13 protein-coding genes are annotated in these 17333 nt (G+C 59.1%); 8 read left to right on the top strand and 5 right to left on the bottom strand.

Annotated elements, in window-relative coordinates; genetic code table 11:
* The first annotated feature begins 24 nt into the window (after nt 1–24).
* A complete protein-coding gene (locus KTC28_RS19925) occupies nt 25–4311 on the top strand; it encodes a chemotaxis protein CheB (RefSeq protein ID WP_216711140.1) in 4287 nt (1428 codons plus the stop codon).
* 199 nt (nt 4312–4510) lie between these two features.
* On the opposite strand, the gene KTC28_RS19920 is transcribed toward KTC28_RS19925, so the two are convergent.
* From KTC28_RS19920 to KTC28_RS19910, 3 genes are all read right to left on the bottom strand, one after another.
* Nucleotides 4511–6136 (bottom strand): Na+/H+ antiporter, encoded by a 1626-nt coding sequence (locus tag KTC28_RS19920; protein ID WP_216711141.1) that lies wholly within the window; start codon nt 6134–6136, stop codon nt 4511–4513.
* A gap of 179 nt (nt 6137–6315) precedes the next feature.
* A complete protein-coding gene (locus KTC28_RS19915) occupies nt 6316–7194 on the bottom strand; it encodes an ADP-polyphosphate phosphotransferase (protein ID WP_216711142.1) in 879 nt (292 codons plus the stop codon).
* A 522-nt stretch (nt 7195–7716) separates the two neighbouring features.
* The gene (locus tag KTC28_RS19910; RefSeq protein WP_216711143.1) at nt 7717–8286 is read right to left on the bottom strand and encodes a hypothetical protein; all 570 of its coding nucleotides are present in this window, start codon (nt 8284–8286) and stop codon (nt 7717–7719) included.
* A 234-nt stretch (nt 8287–8520) separates the two neighbouring features.
* Between KTC28_RS19910 and KTC28_RS19905 the strand changes: the two genes are divergently transcribed.
* From KTC28_RS19905 to KTC28_RS19875, 7 genes are all read left to right on the top strand, one after another.
* Nucleotides 8521–9288 (top strand): PRC-barrel domain-containing protein, encoded by a 768-nt coding sequence (locus tag KTC28_RS19905; protein ID WP_216711144.1) that lies wholly within the window; start codon nt 8521–8523, stop codon nt 9286–9288.
* Between the two features lie 267 nt (nt 9289–9555).
* On the top strand, nt 9556–9792 hold the full coding sequence (locus KTC28_RS19900; RefSeq protein ID WP_216711145.1) for an SHOCT domain-containing protein: 237 nt from the start codon (nt 9556–9558) through the stop codon (nt 9790–9792).
* 134 nt (nt 9793–9926) lie between these two features.
* Complete coding sequence (locus tag KTC28_RS19895) at nt 9927–10766, top strand: slipin family protein (RefSeq protein ID WP_216711171.1); 840 nt, start codon at nt 9927–9929, stop codon at nt 10764–10766.
* Nucleotides 10767–10916: 150 nt separating this feature from the next.
* Complete coding sequence (locus KTC28_RS19890; protein ID WP_216711146.1) at nt 10917–11294, top strand: hypothetical protein; 378 nt, start codon at nt 10917–10919, stop codon at nt 11292–11294.
* Nucleotides 11295–12065: 771 nt separating this feature from the next.
* Complete coding sequence (locus KTC28_RS19885) at nt 12066–12404, top strand: hypothetical protein (RefSeq protein ID WP_216711147.1); 339 nt, start codon at nt 12066–12068, stop codon at nt 12402–12404.
* A gap of 153 nt (nt 12405–12557) precedes the next feature.
* Nucleotides 12558–12884, top strand: a complete 327-nt coding sequence (locus tag KTC28_RS19880; RefSeq protein ID WP_219774127.1) for an HdeA/HdeB family chaperone — start codon at nt 12558–12560, stop codon at nt 12882–12884.
* Nucleotides 12885–13005: 121 nt separating this feature from the next.
* Complete coding sequence (locus tag KTC28_RS19875) at nt 13006–14076, top strand: sensor histidine kinase (RefSeq protein WP_216711149.1); 1071 nt, start codon at nt 13006–13008, stop codon at nt 14074–14076.
* 427 nt (nt 14077–14503) lie between these two features.
* On the opposite strand, the gene tpiA is transcribed toward KTC28_RS19875, so the two are convergent.
* Both tpiA and pgm read right to left on the bottom strand, forming a co-directional pair.
* Complete coding sequence (tpiA, locus tag KTC28_RS19870) at nt 14504–15238, bottom strand: triose-phosphate isomerase (protein WP_255602605.1); 735 nt, start codon at nt 15236–15238, stop codon at nt 14504–14506.
* 444 nt (nt 15239–15682) lie between these two features.
* Nucleotides 15683–17332, bottom strand: a complete 1650-nt coding sequence (pgm, locus tag KTC28_RS19865) for a phosphoglucomutase (alpha-D-glucose-1,6-bisphosphate-dependent) (protein WP_216711151.1) — start codon at nt 17330–17332, stop codon at nt 15683–15685.
* Nucleotide 17333 lies beyond the last annotated feature (1 nt).

Raw genomic sequence — 17333 nt, 5'->3', positions numbered from 1 at the left:
CGGCGGAAGGAAGGGTCGTCTACGATGTCGACCGCAAGCAGCCGTAAATCGTCCAACGCATTATGCCCCATCGTCGCAATCGGCGCTTCGGCGGGCGGTCTGGAAGCTTGCCGCCTGCTACTCGACGTTCTCGCACCCGACACGGGCTGCGCTTTTATCATCGTCCAGCATCTCGATCCGTTGCACGACAGCCTTTTGGTCGAATTGCTTGCGCGCCACACGGCGATGCCGGTCGATGAAGCGCGGCACGACACGTCGATCGAACCGAACCACGTCTATGTTATCGCGCCCGGAACCACTCTCACGGTGGCGAATGGACACCTGCACACCGGACCGCCCGAGACGGCCAAGGGTATCCGCCAATTGATCGATGACCTCCTCCGATCGCTCGCGTTCGGCGATGCGACCCACGTGACGGCGATCATCCTGTCGGGCACCGGAAGCGACGGTAGTGTTGGGCTTGCTGCACTTCACGCAGCCGGCGGGCGGGTGCTCGCGCAAGACCCGAAAGAGGCGAACTTCCCCGGGATGCCTCAAGCAGCGATCGACACCGGGCACGTCGACCGAATTTGCCGAATTGCCGACATGCCGGCCGCGCTCTCCACGCCACGCGGTTCCGTAACGACGGCCAAGCCCGCCGAAACCGCGCCAGATGACGCGGACGATACGGCGCCAGCGTGGCTGACTAAGATCGTCGACATGTTACAGACGAGCACGGCGCATGACTTCCACCCGTACAAGACCGGCACGCTCCAGCGGCGGATCGAGCGGCGGATGGGCTTAGCCGGCATCAAGCTGACGGAGCGCGCCCGCTACCTCGACCTGTTGCGCGGTAACGAGGACGAGCGGACCGCTCTCGCCAAGGACCTTCTAATCAACGTCACCAGCTTCTTCCGCGACGCCACGGTCTTCGACGAATTGGCGCAGACAATCATTCCCGAACTGGTTCGCGCTCAGCCCGCCGATCGGCCGCTGCGGGTGTGGACCGCAGGATGCAGTACCGGTGAGGAGACCTATTCGCTGGCGATGCTGTTCCACGAGGCAATTGCAAACGACAAGCGGGGCGTGCGTCTGCAGATGTTCGCCTCCGACGTCGACGGCGATGCAGTGACGACGGCTCGCGCCGGTATCTACCCGAAGACGATTGAACGCGATGTGTCGCGCACACGGTTGGCGCGCTTCTTCGTCCGCGAAGACGAGACCTACCGCGCGCTGCCCGAACTCCGTCAGACAGTGGTGTTCACCGTTCAGGATTTACTCGCCGATCCGCCGTTCTCGCGGCTCGACATGGTGTCGTGCCGCAATCTGCTGATCTACCTTGGCCGGGACGCACAGGCGAAGGTGATCGCGCTGCTGCATTTCTCGCTGCGCGAGGGCGGGCTGCTGCTGCTGGGCTGCGCCGAGACGCCCGGTGAGATCGACGGTCGCTTCGAACTGGTGTCGAAAACCGCTTGCCTGTACCGACATGTTGGCCGCCATCGTCCCGGCGGCTTCGGCGTCCAGACGACGCACGATGCCGCCCGCGTGTCGTCGCGAACCGGGACGCCAACGCCACGCCGGATACCTCTGTATGCCGAGGTGTGTCGCAAGCTGGTCCTCGAAAACTATGCCCCCGCTGCCGTATTGATCGATGCACGCCAAACCGTCCTGTATTCGCTCGGTCCGGTCGAAAGATATCTAACCGTATCCGCTGGACAGCCGTCGATCGATATCGGCGGATTGGTTGCTCCGAGCCTGCGGGCCAAGCTGCGAGCGGCAATCGGTAGAGCCACCGCCGACAACAAACCAGTTGATGTTACCGGTCCTCGCGGCACCGCTGATCGCCCCGGCTATACCATCGTCGTCCGGCCCGTGGTCGCGTCCGGGGAGGCGATGTCGCTGGTCTGCTTCGTCGACCGACTTGCGAACGCGAAACAGCCCACGCTGCTCTCAGCGCCAGAAGCGACCCGCATCGCCGAACTCGAACACGAGCTAGCCGCGACCCGGCTCGAATTGCGTTCGGCGCTTGATGATCTGGAGCACGCCGCCGACGACCAGAAATCGGTCAACGAGGAGGCACTGTCGGTCAATGAGGAGTTCCAATCGACCAATGAGGAACTACTAACCTCGAAAGAGGAACTCCAGTCTCTCAACGAAGAGCTGACTGCCCTCAATGGCCAGCTTCAGGAAACGCTCGGGTCGCAACGAACGACCTCGAACGATCTGCAGAACGTTCTTTACAGCACCGACGTCGCGACACTCTTCCTCGATAAAGAACTGAAGATCCGCTTCTTCACCCCCGCGACGAGGGCGCTGTTTCATGTCATCACCGGCGACATTGGGCGGCCGTTGTCCGACCTTCATTCGTTCGCGGCGGACGCAGCGTTGGCCGACGATGCCCGGGCAGTGATGGCCGGCCAAGCCGCAATCGAGCGCGAGGTGGTGACCGCCGCGGGAGAATGGTGTCGCACGGTACTTCCCTACCGGGCGCAGGACAGCAGCATTGAGGGTGTCGTTATCACTTTCGCCGACATCACCGAACGCAAACGCGTTGCTGCCGCACTCGACTCCGCGCGGCGCACAGCAGACGAGGCCAACCTTGCCAAATCCCGTTTTCTCGCCGCCGCCAGCCACGACCTGCGCCAGCCGCTGCAAACATTGGCACTGATTCAGGGGTTGCTTGCGAACCGTGTCGACGACGATCGTGGACAGCATCTGGTTGCCCGGTTCGACGAGACGCTTGGCGCGATGACGGGGTTGCTCAACACGCTGCTCGACATCAATCAGATCGAGGCCGGCACATTGCGCGCGCAGACCGAAAGCCTCGCGATCGGCCCCCTGCTCGAGCGGTTGCGGGATGAGTTTACGTACCACGCCGAGGCGAAACGGCTCGTATTGCGGGTTGTCGGGTCCACACAACTAGTAACGAGCGATCCGCGACTGCTTGAGCAGATTCTGCGCAACCTGTTATCGAACGCGCTGAAATATACTTCAAACGGCAAGGTGTTGCTGGGCTGCCGCCGACATGGCGAGATGCTCAGGGTAGAGGTGCTAGACACCGGCATCGGCATTCCGGAAGCCGAACTTGGCCGTATTTTCGGCGAATACGAACAGCTCGACAATTCCGCCCGAGAACGCAGCCGCGGCCTCGGCCTCGGGCTGGCGATCGTCCGCCGGCTCGGTGACCTTCTTGGCCACCCGGTTCATGTGCGCTCGCAGCTTGGACGCGGCTCGATCTTCTGGCTCGAAGTGCCGATCGCCGCCAACGCACCGGTTCGGGCGGTTACCGAGCCACTTCCACAGCCGCTTCCCGAACAAAAGGCGCTGATCCTACTCGTTGAGGATGATCCGGAAATTCGTGACCTGCTCGATATGGCGCTTCGCGACGCCGGTCACGACACACTCGTTGCGAGGGATGGCGCGGCGGCGGTCTTATTGCAGACCGGCGTTCGTCCGGATCTAATCCTGACGGATTATAACTTGCCCGGTGATCTCAACGGGCTTGAAATGGCCCTCCACCTCCGGTCACTCGCCAACGTTGCGACGCCTGTCATCGTGCTCACCGGCGAAATCTCGACTGAAACGCTGCGCGATGTCGCCTCTCACGACTGCCGCCAGATGAGCAAGCCGGTCAAGATCGGCAAATTGCTCGAGGCGATCGCTCAAATGCTATCGGGCAAAGGCGAGCCGTCGAAATTAATTCGCAAGCATAATTTGGGAACCGTCTTCGTCGTCGATGACGACCGTGGGGTCCGCGATAGCATCCGCGACGTGCTTGAAGGTAGCGACCACACAGTTGAGACATTCGCGTCGGGCGAGAAATTTCTCAGTCGCTACACGAACGATACCGCCGGATGTCTGCTGCTCGACGCCTATATGCCTGGTCTGAGCGGCCTCGATCTGCTGCGCCGCCTACGTGCGGACGGCCATGCCCTGGCAACCGTCATTATGACCGGCGAAAGCGACGTCGGAATGGCGATCGAAGCGATGAAAGCCGGTGCTATTGACTTTCTCGAGAAGCCGATCGGCGCAGCCGCGTTGGTCGCGGCGGTCAATCGGGCGCTTGATACAGATCACGACGATGCGGCACTGGCGCGGCGACGCGCGTCAGCGGCAGAGTATGTCGCCCGACTGACACCGCGTCAGCATCAGATCATGACCCTCGTGCTTGCCGGCCATCCAAGCAAGAACATCGCTGCAGACCTACATATCAGTCAGCGTACAGTCGAAAACCATCGAGCGGCGATCATGCACAAGACGAACACGAAATCATTGCCCGAGCTCGCGCGGATGGCGCTCTCCGCGCGAGAATCGCTGGCCCCTAGCATCTGATGCGAAACTCCGAAGCGCCTCACTGCGAGCTCGTGCGAAACAAAGCCTGACTTACGTACGCTGCAACGCTTTCATTCGTCAGCTCAATCGACGCCGGTCTGTACGTGCACCTCGAGTCGTCGGGTTCAATTCAGATTTCGCAGTCGACCAGCTGAGAGATGACCTCTACTTTGGTGCCAATGAAATTCCAGCGGCTCCATTATGCATAACGCGTTTCAACCAAGTCCAACTCCCTGACCAGCTTTCGGGCAACATCGCTCGCAATCTTGCCTCGTCGAACCATTCGAAACAGTTCGGCTCGTTCGGCCCTCAGCGCTGCGAGCCGCAGGTCAAGCTCGATCTTTTCGGATAGCCGGCCCAATGCGTTGGCCTCCGCGTTGCCCTCACGGTTGTCGATGCGCTGCCGGTAGCTTGCCATCACCCTCGCGGCGGCGGCGACATAGAGGTCCGCGTCGCTGCTTCCTTTAGCACGGCTATTTTGGACCCGGTCGATCTCAGCGATGGCCGCCTTCGCCGCGCCAATCCGCGCGGTATCTTCCTCAATCTGCCGCAAAGGCTCTGGCGGCATCTGTAGACCGGCGAGAAGCCAAGGCAAGGCGATGCTTGCCGCAACCAGCGAGGTGACGATCACGCCACTCGCCAGGAAGATCGCCAGGTTGCGTGCAGGAAACGGCGATCCATTGGCCAGCGTCAGTGGAATGGTAAGGACGCCGGCCAGCGTAATAGCTCCTCGCACGCCGGCAAAGGACATGGCCGCAACGACGCGCCAGTTGGGTGGTGCCGACGCCCCCTTTCTCCGGAATAGGGTGACCCGCAACGAGACGTAAACCCAGGCGCATCGCAGTGTCCCAAGGCCGAGCGTTATTGCCAGCACATAGAAGGCCAACCACCAAGGCGTCTGGTGTCCCGCGAGCCGAACCGTATCGCCCACACGCGCAAGGATCGTCGGCAGTTGTTCGCCCAATAGGACGAAGATGATGCCGTTCGCGATCAATTGGATTATGTCCCAGACAGTACTGCGACGCAGGCGCGTGGTGGCCAGCGCCTGCCCGCCCCCTTCGATGACGCTCATCGTCAGACCGGCGGCGACAGCGGCGAGGATCCCTGAACAGTGACTCCGCTCAGCCAGGAGATAGGACCCATACGGGATCAGAAGGCTAATCAAAATCTGGGAGCCGCTATCCTCACCAAGTCGTCGGCTGATCAAGTTCTTTGTTCGACCGACGACCCAAGTTAGCCCCGCACCGATCGCGAGCCCTCCCACCGCGAGCCACAGGAATTCGAGTGCCGCACTCGAAAGCGAAAATGTGCCGGTCAGCGCTGCGGCGATCGCGAAGCGCAGGCAGACCAGGCCCGACGCATCGTTGAGAAGCGACTCGCCTTCCAGAATGTGCATCATCCTGTCGGGAATGGGCACGCGCTGCGCGATCGACGAAACCGCTATAGGATCGGTCGGTGAAATCACCGCTGCCAGCGCGAATGCAACAGGCAACGGCATTGCCGGTATCAGCCAGTGGATGAACCATCCTGCGCCGAACACCGTGAAAACGACAAGCCCCAGTGCCAGGCCCAAAATAGGTCGAGCATCGTGCAGGACCTTCTCACGTGGGATGCGCCAGCCATCAAGGAACAACAGCGGCGGCAGAAGCAGCAAGAAGAAAACAATTGGGTTCAGCGTCACCCGCCAGTCGCCCGCCAGGCCAATCACCCCGCCAAGCACGATCTGAACGAGGGGGAGGGGTATTGGGAGTGGTAGGAGGCGTGACGCAATCCCGCTGGCGACAACGGCAACCAGGAGCGCAAGAACGATCGTGATTATTTCCAACGCTCAATTCCTGGCGCGCGGAATGCGCGCGGTCAATCCGACCAAACGAACTTTTGAACTTTCTAGCTAACGTTTCGGCTCCCGCGCTTGCCGCCATTGCGAGACCGTCGTCAACGGATAGTGAGACCATATTGGCAATCGAAACTTCTGTGATGCGCAAACTCCATGAAGTTCACCGATCAACCCTTCGACGTTTCAAGGTTCTTGCGAATCGCCATCAACTCTTTCCGACGGGCAACGGTCGTTTTCGGATATGCCATCTTCAAGCTATCGAGAGTGTCGAGGATGATCTGGGAGACGATCAGCCGAGCGTTTTCCTTGTCATCGGCCGGCACGACGTACCATGGCGCATCCGCGCCGCTGGTCGCGCCGAGACACTCGCCATAGACCTTCATGTAGTCGTTCCAGAAGCCGCGTTCGACGATGTCGTTCATGCTGAACTTCCAGTTCTTTTCAGGCTCGTCGATCCGCGCGAGGAACCGCTTGCGCTGCTCGTCCTTCGACAGATGGAGGAAGAACTTGATGATGCGTGTTCCGTTGCTGTGGAGGTGTCTCTCGAGGTCGCGGATCGAACGGTAACGGTCGTGCCATAGGCTGTCGTCGTTCGCGACTTGATCCGGAAGCCCTTCAGCAGTCAGAATTGCGGGATGGACGCGTGTGATTAACACCTCCTCGTAATAGGACCGGTTAAATATCCCGATCCGGCCCCGCTCTGGCAGATCGCGGGTGGTACGCCAGAGAAAATCATGTTCCAGCTCGGCAGCGCTTGGATGCTTGAAGCTGAAGACCTGGCACCCCTGCGGATTGACGCCGGACATGACGTGTCGAATCGCCCCGTCCTTGCCCGCCGCGTCCATCGCCTGGAAAATCAGGAGCAGGGCATGGCGGTTGGATGCGTAGTGTAGGCGCTGAGCATCGCTAAGCCGGTCGACATGTTTTTGGAGTAGCGCTTTGTATTGCTTCTTCGATTTGTAGACCGGATCGACGTTCGTCGGCCAATCGGCGAGATCGACCGTCGCGTCCTCATGCACGCGGAATTCGCCGGTATGGATCTTCATCTTCGTTCTTTCGACAGCGTAGGGGTGCAAGGTCTGGCTCGTGCGGTCCTCAACGGCTTTCACGGCGGGCGTTCTTGGCTATCGATGCGGCTTCGGCTCTGCCGGCGCTGCCGCTCAGGCTGCAGGCGCAACGCAAAGTTCGGTTGATCGTGCACGCGCATCGGAGAGCTCTGCGGCCGCGATTACTTGCCTGACCATAAGTTTCGACTCCGCGCGAGTTATTCAGGAATATGAGCGAACGAATCTCACCGAACTTCGAGAAAAGAGGGCAGCGAACCCGGCGTTGCGCTGACCGCCTCTTTTCGCGACGGATATTCATTGCCCTTCGCCGCTGCCGCGTGGGATGCGTTGCGTGCGGCACTGTTCCTTGTACCTCCACCATTGTCGAACTCCCGATTTCTCGGACATGGCTTCGACGCGGTCATCTTGCGGGCCGTTCAGCCAAGCCGGTGCTAGTGAGCACTTCGCCGGCGTTCGTGAGGTAATCGTGATCGTGTCGGCCGCTTGTTGGCTAAAAAGTGTTCAGGGTAACGTGCCTGACGGTCGCTCTGCAACGGGCGATACCGGAGGGCCCGCCGGCACCGCCTTGGCATCGCCCGGCATCGGACGGCTGGCGAGATGCATTGTGGCTGAGATGATCATCATCATGAACATGGAGATCATAACTAATAGAGCGAAATTGACCCCTGCGGGAACGCCTTCCTCGGTGCTGGGCGAGGACCAGCCGCGGGGACGGCCGGCCGAACCGGGCAACAAGCTTATCAGGCGCGCGGCGATTGTTTGCGATTCTGTTTCGGTGGACGGACCATCTGGTAGAATGTTTAACAGAGCGGTCAGCCGGTGAACTGCGGTATCCTTGGGCATTTGTGTCAGCTCAGCAGCCTCCGCCCATGGGTCGAGATCAAGGCGCGCCAGCACGGAGACTACTCTTAGCGGAACGTCGCGCGCAACCTCATCGACCCTCGCGAACAGAAAAGCATCGAAGTCAGGCCGCAGGGTCAAAGCCGACGTTGATTGAGAGCTTCCAGCCATAAGATTCACCTTTAATCGACGGATACGGCCGTTGATTGAGTCTTCGGTATCGCGGAGCACGTAATAAAAACAAAATGCCTAAGATCTAATAAAGCGCCAAAGCCGCCGATGTTCAGCATCGGAAACTACCTATGTCGTAAAAAAGCGTAATTTTTGATGGTTGACGTGCAAGCGAGGCGGAATTGGCTTTTTGCCGAGCTACAATCGGGGTGGACTGCGTAGATTCCGAGTCCTCCCGATCTACCTTTTCCTGTGCATATCAAGCTAGGCTCGATTGCGGGCTGGGAACCCGATATGTTGATCCGAAGCTCGCAAATTCGAGGCTGCACCATCGTAGCGACCGACGGGCCGATCGGGTCAACCGTCGATCTCCTCTTCGACGATATTACATGGCTGGTGCGCTGGCTGGTCGTGGATACCGGCGACCTCCTCCCCGGACGCAAGGTGCTGATTCCGCCCTCCGCCCTGAGTTATGCCAATGATGTCAGCCACCAATACGCCGTGCGACTGTCCAGACAGCAAATCAAAGATAGCCCTGGCGTCGAATCCGACGAGCCCGTCTCGCGAGCGACGGAAAAGGACCTTTACAATTACTACGGCTGGAGACCGTATTGGTCGAAAAGTTTTTATACGGGAGGGTACTCCGATGCTGGATCGCTCGTCGAGCCGGCATCTCGGCTCGCGCCCGGACCGGCTATTAGCAAAGGCCCGGAGAACGCGAGCGATGGACACCTCCGCAGCGTGCACGAAGTCGACGGGTATCATATTCACGCCTCCGATGGCACGATCGGCTGCGTTGCAGATTTCCTTGTCGAGGATGGCGACTGGAGTATCCACTATCTGATCGCCGACACTTCTGTGTGGTGGTTCGGGAAGGCGGTTCTTGTTTCGCCACGGTCGGTCTTGAAAACTAATTGGCCTGGTCGGACCGTTGATCTCGACGTTACCCGTCAGCAGATCAAGGACAGCCCTGCGTATGACGGCTCGGAAGCGGTTGATCGTGCCTATGAACGTCAATTTCACGGTTACTATGACGACTTGCTGGCATTGGAACCGGCATAGCCGACCGCAAGCGACGCACGGTATCACGGTCGTGCACACAGCGGCAAATTTGCGCGCCTAATGTGGTAGCTGAGTAGTTTCCGAACCTATCACATCCCACGATGGGGCCTAAATTGGCAGCGTTGCTAATCCAGCGGTTGTGACGTGAAAGTCGGTATTAATCCGACTTGCGAACGCTAATCGGTAGCTGGGTACTTTGGCCCATGGTGGTGAGTTCGCGCTGATGCCCGGCCTAGTGAACTGCTGCTTGATTTGAGGACTCCGCAGATGACTCACACCTACTGGAACGACTGGTACTTCGGTTGGGGTTGGATCCTGTGGTTTGGGTTTATCTTCCTGTTCTTTTCAGGTCTTGGCAACTGGGGTTACACCTATCGCGCCCATCGGAGATACGATTCCGGTATAACCAATAGCGGGCTCGATATTCTCAACGAGCGATATGCGCGGGGTGAAATCACCCGCGAGCAGTTCGTGCAGTTGAAGGCGGATATACTCGCAAAATGATCACGCAGGCGATGCGGCCCGTAACTATCGCGAGAGCCCGGTTAGCGTCGAAGCCGATGACGATTAAAAACGGAATGGCTTTCACTCCCGAGAAATTCTCGGGCGAATATTGAAGGTATAGGCAGATGTTTCCTATGTCGTTCTACCTCGGTTCGTTGCTGGTCGTCTTCGCGGTTGCCTGCCTGTTTGCGACGATCAAGATTTTGCGCCAGTATGAGCGCGCGGTTGTCTTCACGCTGGGCAAATTCCAAGCAGTGAAAGGGCCGGGCGTGGTCTTGCTGATCCCGTTCATCCAGGAAATGGTGCGCGTTGACCTGCGAATTCAGGTCATCGAAATCCCCACTCAGGATGTCATCTCGCGCGACAACGTGTCGATGAAGGTCGACGCGGTGCTGTATTTTAAGGTCGTCGACCCCGAACAGGCCATAATCCAGGTCCAAAGCTACTTGCCGGCGACCAATATGCTCGCCCAGACGACGCTTCGTGCCGTCCTCGGACAACATGAACTCGACGAGATGCTTTCCGAGCGCAAGAAGCTCAGCGCAGACGTGCAGAGCATCCTCGACGCCCAGACCGAGACTTGGGGGATCAAGGTCAGCAACGTCGAGATCAGGACAGTCGAGCTGACCGAGAATATGGTCCGCGCGATCGCCAAGCAGGCCGAGGCCGAACGCGACCGCCGCGCCAAGATCATCCACGCCGAAGCCGAGTTCCAAGCGTCGCAGACACTGGTCAACGCTGCCACGATTCTCTCGAGTATTCCTGCCGCGATGCAGCTCCGCTACTTGCAGACGCTGACCGAGATCGGCGCCGAGCAGAACTCGACGATCATCTTTCCGATGCCGATCGACATCATCAAGCCTTTCCTCGACCTGCGCGAGCAGGCCGCGAAGACCGCCAAAGCGAATGGAGACGCGAGACCGGTCGCTCCGCCTGCCACCCCGCAATCTGCGCACGCCATCGCAAGTCGATAGGTCAGCCAGGCCTCGGAACCGCACTGCGGCTGACAACCGGCTGAGCTTTTACAAAGTCGTCATTACTCTGCTGACGGCCGACGTTGGCTTCTGATGTTGAAGCCCGCAGGGCAGACGAGAAGCAGAAACTGCCTTTTAGAAAGGATGATCGTGAAACGCTTGGTGGCTCCCTATCTCTTCCAGCTATGTCTAATCGGACTCGTTACCAGCTGCTCTCATCCACAAACCAAATTGCAATGTCCGCTGCCCGAAGGTCGTAACGCCGGCAGCACGTTAGGTGAATCGCCGAAGCAAATTGCGATCGCCGGTGAACGGCTCGGTGCGGGTAGCGAAAACGATATCTCGACGGCAGTCGCTACGATCAAGGCACGCCATCCGAAAGCGGCTACGAGCGAAATAGTCAACTATCTGATCACCGGCTTCTGCCCAAAAATCAAAACGGATCGGACGCTCGACGAAACCGGAAAGCAAGATGCCCTGAAATCCTTCTCGACTCGAGTCGCCAAGATCGCAGAAAATTACAACTGATCCCTGTCCTAACGTGATTTCGAGCGTCTGCAGCTGTTTTCCCGCCGGTCGCGACGTGCAGCCCTTTTCATGCTGGTCGTTTGAGAACACTTCAATGGCCCTTAATATTGGTTCAAATAGGATCATACAATCCGATACAATCGTAGAGTGAATACGGCTATCAAGATCCGCGAGGATGGTTGACACTTGTGATTGGCGCGCCGGATAGAGCCTGGACTGCGAGATCAGGGCTTGAAGAAAGCGTCGCTACCGACGCGGTACTGGGCGTCGGCAAGTTGTAGCTGGTCGCCGATGATTTAATCAGCGGAGCCTGCGCTGCGCGCTGGCGACGATCGGTCCGCGCCGGGCCAACCCGTCGACAACCTCGCGGAATGCCGTCTGGACGGTGTAGTGATACGTTGCGGCATGATAATCGCGCTTGGCCTTCGCATAGCGAGATTGGCTCGATTGGCCCCTCCGATGATCGGGAGCCAAGCCCGCGGCGCCACGGAGAAGCTGAACACACGCATTCGAAGTCGTGCAGTTTTGGCCGTTTGCGGAAAGCCTTGCAGGTTCGGAAAATGCTCACATTGGCATATCGACTTTGATTAGCTGCTCCTGGGAATTACAGCGCGATAATGGTATGATCTTCGAAGGGTCAGCGCCGAAGACCGTAGGTATTTTCCGAGCCTCCAATATTAACCCAAGCCTTAGTAAGACGGTTTCCAACGCTAAGCCGGACCCGCACTCGGGACCGGTAGAAGACTTGTCGTCTATCGAGGATGCTGAAAAATGCGACATATTACCGGACGCGTCATCGCTGGCGCCGCACTCGCGACAACGTTCCTCATGGCCGATACGGCCTTCGCTGAAATGCCGACACCATTTCAGCGCGCAGAATTGGCGCAGCTGTCGCCGACGGTACGAAGTCAGGTCGAGGCTCGTTTGAAGGGAAAGCAGACAGTGCGTGGTATCGTCGAAACCATGCTTCTGAACAACATCTCCAAACAATTTGCTGCCAAGCGCGTTGTCGCCGTGGATTTTGAAATTGGCGTTGCCACGGTCGAAGGCAAGGACGGAAGCATCAGAACTTTCCCGTTTGAAATTCCGACACTGATCGTCAGCAATTAACATTGCGGACGCCGTCCGACGGACCTGAGAATTATCTGACGAGCGATGTTTCATCGTGCAAATGGCCTTGGCCTGATAACCTTAGCGGCTCTCATCGCAAATCATTTAGCGCGACTTATCCATGACAAACAATGATTTAGGAGTGTGTCGGCGATGAAGGTTTTAGGATCCGCGATGGTCGGCTGTTTGATCGCGATTGGTGGCGTTGCATCCCAGGTGACCGCCGCGCCTTTGCGCGGCGATATGAGGTGCAGTGACTTCATGTCCCTGACGGAAGTGCAGCGGCCGAAGGTCGTCTATTGGGCCGAAGGCGCGAAGCATAAGGGGCGTCCTCAAGATGCGATCATTGACGTCACTTCTGTTGACCGCGTCGTTCCGATCATAGTGGAACAGTGTTCGGCGGCTCCTCAAGCCTCGTTCTGGGCAAAGCTTGATGCGTCGTGGAAAAAATTAGAGGCTTCGGTGAATCGCCGCCTTTAGATGTTTCATCTAAGCGCGGGGTGGACATTAATGCCGCGATTTCATTCCAATGCTGTAATCTTACGTGAAATCGAGAGCTGCTAACGACTTGCGAGCACCGGTCCACTGAAAGTGCCATTCCATGAATTTTCCGGTGCCGCCCTCAGTCTCGGACGGACTTCCCCTCGCCGTGGCTATGGTGACATCTGCCACGATGCCGTTACTCCTAATCGACGGCGATCTCGACGTTGTTGCCGCAAGCAATGCATTCTGCCGTGACTTTAACGTCGATCCGGCCCAGGTTGGTGGTCGAGCGATATTCTCGCTTGGAAGAGGGGAGTGGGACTCACCACGGCTACGGTCATTGCTGACGGCGGTGGCTTCGGGCGGCGCAAGGGTCGAAGACTACGAACTAGACCTGAACTTGAGGGAACGCGGTGCTCGCCGGTTGTGCCTCAGCGCTCATCGTGTCGATTACGACGACCGAATGGCCGTCCGTTTGCTCGTTTCCATAACGGATGTGACCGAGGCGCGGGCCAATGATAGGCTGCGCGATGATCTGGTCCGTGATAAATCCCTCATGTTGCAGGAACTGCAGCATCGCGTAGCCAACAGCCTGCAGATCATCGCCAGCGTCTTGATGCAAAGCGCGCGCAAGACGCAATCTGAAGAGCTCCGCGATCACCTCACCAACGCGCATAGTCGAGTGATGTCGATTGCCGAGCTTCAGCGGCACTTGGCTGTTACGAATCTGACAGATGTGGCTATTAAGACTTACCTTGATCAGCTTTGCCGCAGCATCGGAGCTTCGATGATTGCCGATCACAATCAGTTAGCTATCGCCGTTGATGCCGACGGCAGCAGCGTCGCGCCCGATACATCGGTCAGCATCGGACTTATCGTCACGGAGCTGGTGATCAACGCGTTAAAACACGCCTTTCCCGAACACCGGCATGGTAGAATCAATGTCAGCTACAATGCCACAAGAACAGGTTGGCAGCTAAGCGTCGCCGACGACGGTGTCGGCATATCCCCTAACATTGACGACGCCAAGGCTGGCCTAGGCACCGCAATCGTAAATGCGCTCGCAAAACAACTGGATGCGACGATTCATGTTGTCGCGACGGGTCCAGGCACGCGGGTTACGGTGAAACGATCTATGCTGAGAGCAGTGGACGGTTCAGTTCGTTTACAGGTTGAGCATGCCATCTGAGCGCGGCGCTCGAATGGCAAGTTATTCCGTCTATTCTAGACAGCGCGTGTCTCCAAGCGTGTCTTTACCTTCCTTCTCGACGTAAAATCAGCGTGATAAACTCCGCCTCGATCGTGGCCCCTTTCGCGCCAAACGCCCACACAACTATCCGATGTTGCTCGCAGGGTAATTGTGTGTCGTCTCACGGTCGTCGCCTGGGTCGATCGTCGTCTTATTCAACGTTAGCAGCCTGGCCGCCAACGTTGCGAATATCGGCCGCGGCGTCACTTCTCCTGGCAGGCACAGTGTCACCGGTTCCGGCTGCAAGACGACCGGCGCAATGTGCGCCGCGACCGCTGCGTCGCTGCCTTGCGCAGCCCCGCGCAGGTCAATTATTCCAGCTGACCAATTGCGATTGCACCTCGCTTCTTAGCGACGATCCTTTGCGCTATTTAGATGCGGCCTGCAGGTCGGGCACGCACTGCAACACAGCATCGAAGTCGGCTGCAAGCAAACTGGCTCCGCCAATTAGCACGCCGTTGACGTTGGCCAGCCCAAGGATTTCCCTCGCATTATCTCCGGTGACAGACCCGCCATAAAGGATGCGGATGCCCGCTCCGGAAGGGCCGGCGAGCTTCATAAGGCAAGATCGAAGGTGCTGGTGCATTTCCGTAATCTGACTGGCACTTGGCATGTTGCCGCTGCCGATCGCCCACAGCGGTTCGTACGCAATCGCGACCGATCCGGAGCGCGCCACGTCACGGGGCAGGCTCCCACTTATCTGATCGGCGCACACGGTAAACGCGTCGCCTTTACGCCGCTGAATCTCAGACTCGCCGATGCAAACAATGGTCGACAGTCCTGCCGCCCAAGCCGCCGCTGCCTTCGCGGCAACCATCGCGTCTGTCTCATGATGGTGGTTGCGGCGCTCCGAGTGGCCGACGATCACCGCCGTAGCCCCGGCGTCGGAGAGCATTCGAGCGCTTATATCGCCGGTGAACGGACCGCAGACTTCAGCGTGACAATCCTCGCCGCCGAGCGCAATCCGGTCCGCGGCGATGTCCACCGCTCGCGAAAGGAGCGTCGACGGAACGCAGATCACGACGTCGGCTGCGTGCGGTGTTGCGTGAACCGATGCGGCGATCGTCGCGATCTGGTCGAGCTGCGCCGCTAGGCCGTGCATTTTCCAGTTGCCGGCGATTAGCGGCCGCGTCCCGCCGGTAGCGGACGATCGTCTTACAGGATCCGTAGCCCGATTCGCTACGTGCTGGGGGTCCGATCCGAGGACCATGACCATGTTCCGTTATCGACGAAACAGGGGCGCGCGTCCTTGGGTTGGGCGCTCATATGTGGGAGAGAGCCGCAACGTCTTTCGGACGCGCGATTGCCCGTCTTCCTCGGCACTAACCGGCGCCTCGTTCGCGGTGCCGTTACGCTCCAAATTAGTTGACTCAGTCATGGTAGGTTCCTTGCAGCAAGTCCGCGCGGGCAGGTCTTTGCGCATATCCTGTCTGAGCCAGGAGCACGGCCCGCGACAGGTTCGGAAATCACCTAGACCGAGCACGGTCGTTCTTTGCTGATCAGACGGCTGTCCTCGCGCGTGCGGCTACGGACGACGCGAACTACACTATACCCGCCCGAACAGGTGATCGATCAAGGTATGGGCTTCGTCCTTGATCAGCTTAAGATGAGCTTCGTCGCGAAAGCTCTCTGCGTAAATCTTGTAGACATCCTCTGTTCCCGACGGGCGGGCGGCGAACCAGCCGTCGCGTGCCGTCACCTTAATCCCGCCGATGGCTTCGCCGTTTCCCGGGGCATGGTCGAGCTTGGTCAACACCGGCTCGCCGCCGAGCGAAGTGGCCTTAACCTCCGCCGGCTTGAACTTCGCCAGCCTGTCGCGCTGCTCCGGTGATGCCGGTGCGTCGGTTCGCGAATAGTGCGACGTGCCGAGGTCGCTCGTCGCCTTGGCGTGGTACTTGCCAGGGTCCATACCTGTCCGTGCGGTTATTTCGGCCGCCAGCAAGCCCATGATCAGTCCGTCTTTGTCGGTGGTCCATACAGTACCGTCGCGCCGAAGGAACGAGGCGCCGGCACTCTCTTCGCCGCCAAACACCAGCGAGCCGTCGATCAGTCCGGCACTGAACCATTTGAACCCAACAGGAACCTCATACAGCTTGCGTCCGAGCTTCGTCGTTATACGGTCGATCATCGCGCTCGACACCGCGGTCTTGCCGATCGCGCCGCCGCCGGTCCACGCCGGGCGGTTGCGGCACAAATAGTCGATCGCGGCGACAAGGAAGTCGTTGGGCTTCATCAGTCCTTCGGACGGGCAGACGATGCCGTGCCGGTCGGCATCTGTGTCGTTGGCGAAGGCGATGTCATACTGGCCGCGGAGCGCCACCAGCTTCGTCATCGCTGACGGCGATGAGCAATCCATCCGGATCTTGCCGTCGTGGTCGACCGTCATGAACGCAAATGTCGGATCTACGATTTCGTTCACGACCGTCGCCGCGAGCTTGTAGCGCTCGATTATCGGCTGCCAGTAACGGACCGCGGCACCACCCAGCGGATCGATGCCGATGCGCACGCCAGCTGCAGCGATCGCGGCCATATCGACGACGTCACCAAGGCTCGCGACATAGGGCGTGACATAATCGTGGTCATGGATGCACGCGGCCTTGCGGGCCCGAGCGTAGGGCATCCGGCGGACATCCTTCAATCCATCGCCGAGCAAGCGATTCGCCGTTGTCTCGATCCAGCCTGTGATGCCCGTGTCGGCAGGGCCGCCATTCGCCGGATTATATTTGAAGCCGCCTTCGTCTGGTGGGTTGTGCGACGGGCTAATGACGATGCCGTCGGCCAGGCCCGTTGTCCGGCTCTTGTTATGCCCCAAGATGGCGTGGGAGATTACCGGCGTCGGTGTATAGCCGTGGGCATCGTCGATCATCGTTTCGACGCCATTGGCGGCCAGCACCTCGATCGCGCTGGCGAAGGCGGCTTCCGATAGTGCATGGGTGTCCATGCCAAGGAACAGCGGACCATCGGTGCTGGCCTGTCGACGCCATGTGCAGATCGCCTGGGTTATCGCGAGGACATGGGCTTCGTTGAAGGCGGTCGCGAACGCTGAACCGCGATGCCCCGACGTCCCGAACGACACCCGCTGGGCGGCGATCGCCGGGTCGGGTACCAACGTGAAATAGGCGGTCATCAGCCGAGGCACGTTGACGAGCAACGTTCGCGGGGCAGGCTTGCCAGCTAGGGGACTTATGTCAGACATG

This window comes from Polymorphobacter megasporae, assembly GCF_018982885.2.
Lineage (GTDB): Bacteria > Pseudomonadota > Alphaproteobacteria > Sphingomonadales > Sphingomonadaceae > Polymorphobacter_B > Polymorphobacter_B megasporae.
Note: the sequence above shows the minus strand (reverse complement) of the source record. Positions and strands in the feature narration are given on the sequence as shown.

Coding starts and splice junctions, on each gene's coding strand:
- pgm (WP_216711151.1), bottom strand. CDS start 17,332: ATGTCTGACATAAGTCCCCTAGCTGGCAAGCCTGCCCCGCGAACGTTG.
- KTC28_RS19880 (WP_219774127.1), top strand. CDS start 12,558: ATGAAGGTTTTAGGATCCGCGATGGTCGGCTGTTTGATCGCGATTGGT.
- KTC28_RS19885 (WP_216711147.1), top strand. CDS start 12,066: ATGCGACATATTACCGGACGCGTCATCGCTGGCGCCGCACTCGCGACA.
- KTC28_RS19900 (WP_216711145.1), top strand. CDS start 9,556: ATGACTCACACCTACTGGAACGACTGGTACTTCGGTTGGGGTTGGATC.
- KTC28_RS19915 (WP_216711142.1), bottom strand. CDS start 7,194: ATGAAGATCCATACCGGCGAATTCCGCGTGCATGAGGACGCGACGGTC.
- KTC28_RS19875 (WP_216711149.1), top strand. CDS start 13,006: ATGAATTTTCCGGTGCCGCCCTCAGTCTCGGACGGACTTCCCCTCGCC.
- tpiA (WP_255602605.1), bottom strand. CDS start 15,238: ATGCACGGCCTAGCGGCGCAGCTCGACCAGATCGCGACGATCGCCGCA.
- KTC28_RS19905 (WP_216711144.1), top strand. CDS start 8,521: ATGTTGATCCGAAGCTCGCAAATTCGAGGCTGCACCATCGTAGCGACC.
- KTC28_RS19895 (WP_216711171.1), top strand. CDS start 9,927: ATGTCGTTCTACCTCGGTTCGTTGCTGGTCGTCTTCGCGGTTGCCTGC.
- KTC28_RS19925 (WP_216711140.1), top strand. CDS start 25: ATGTCGACCGCAAGCAGCCGTAAATCGTCCAACGCATTATGCCCCATC.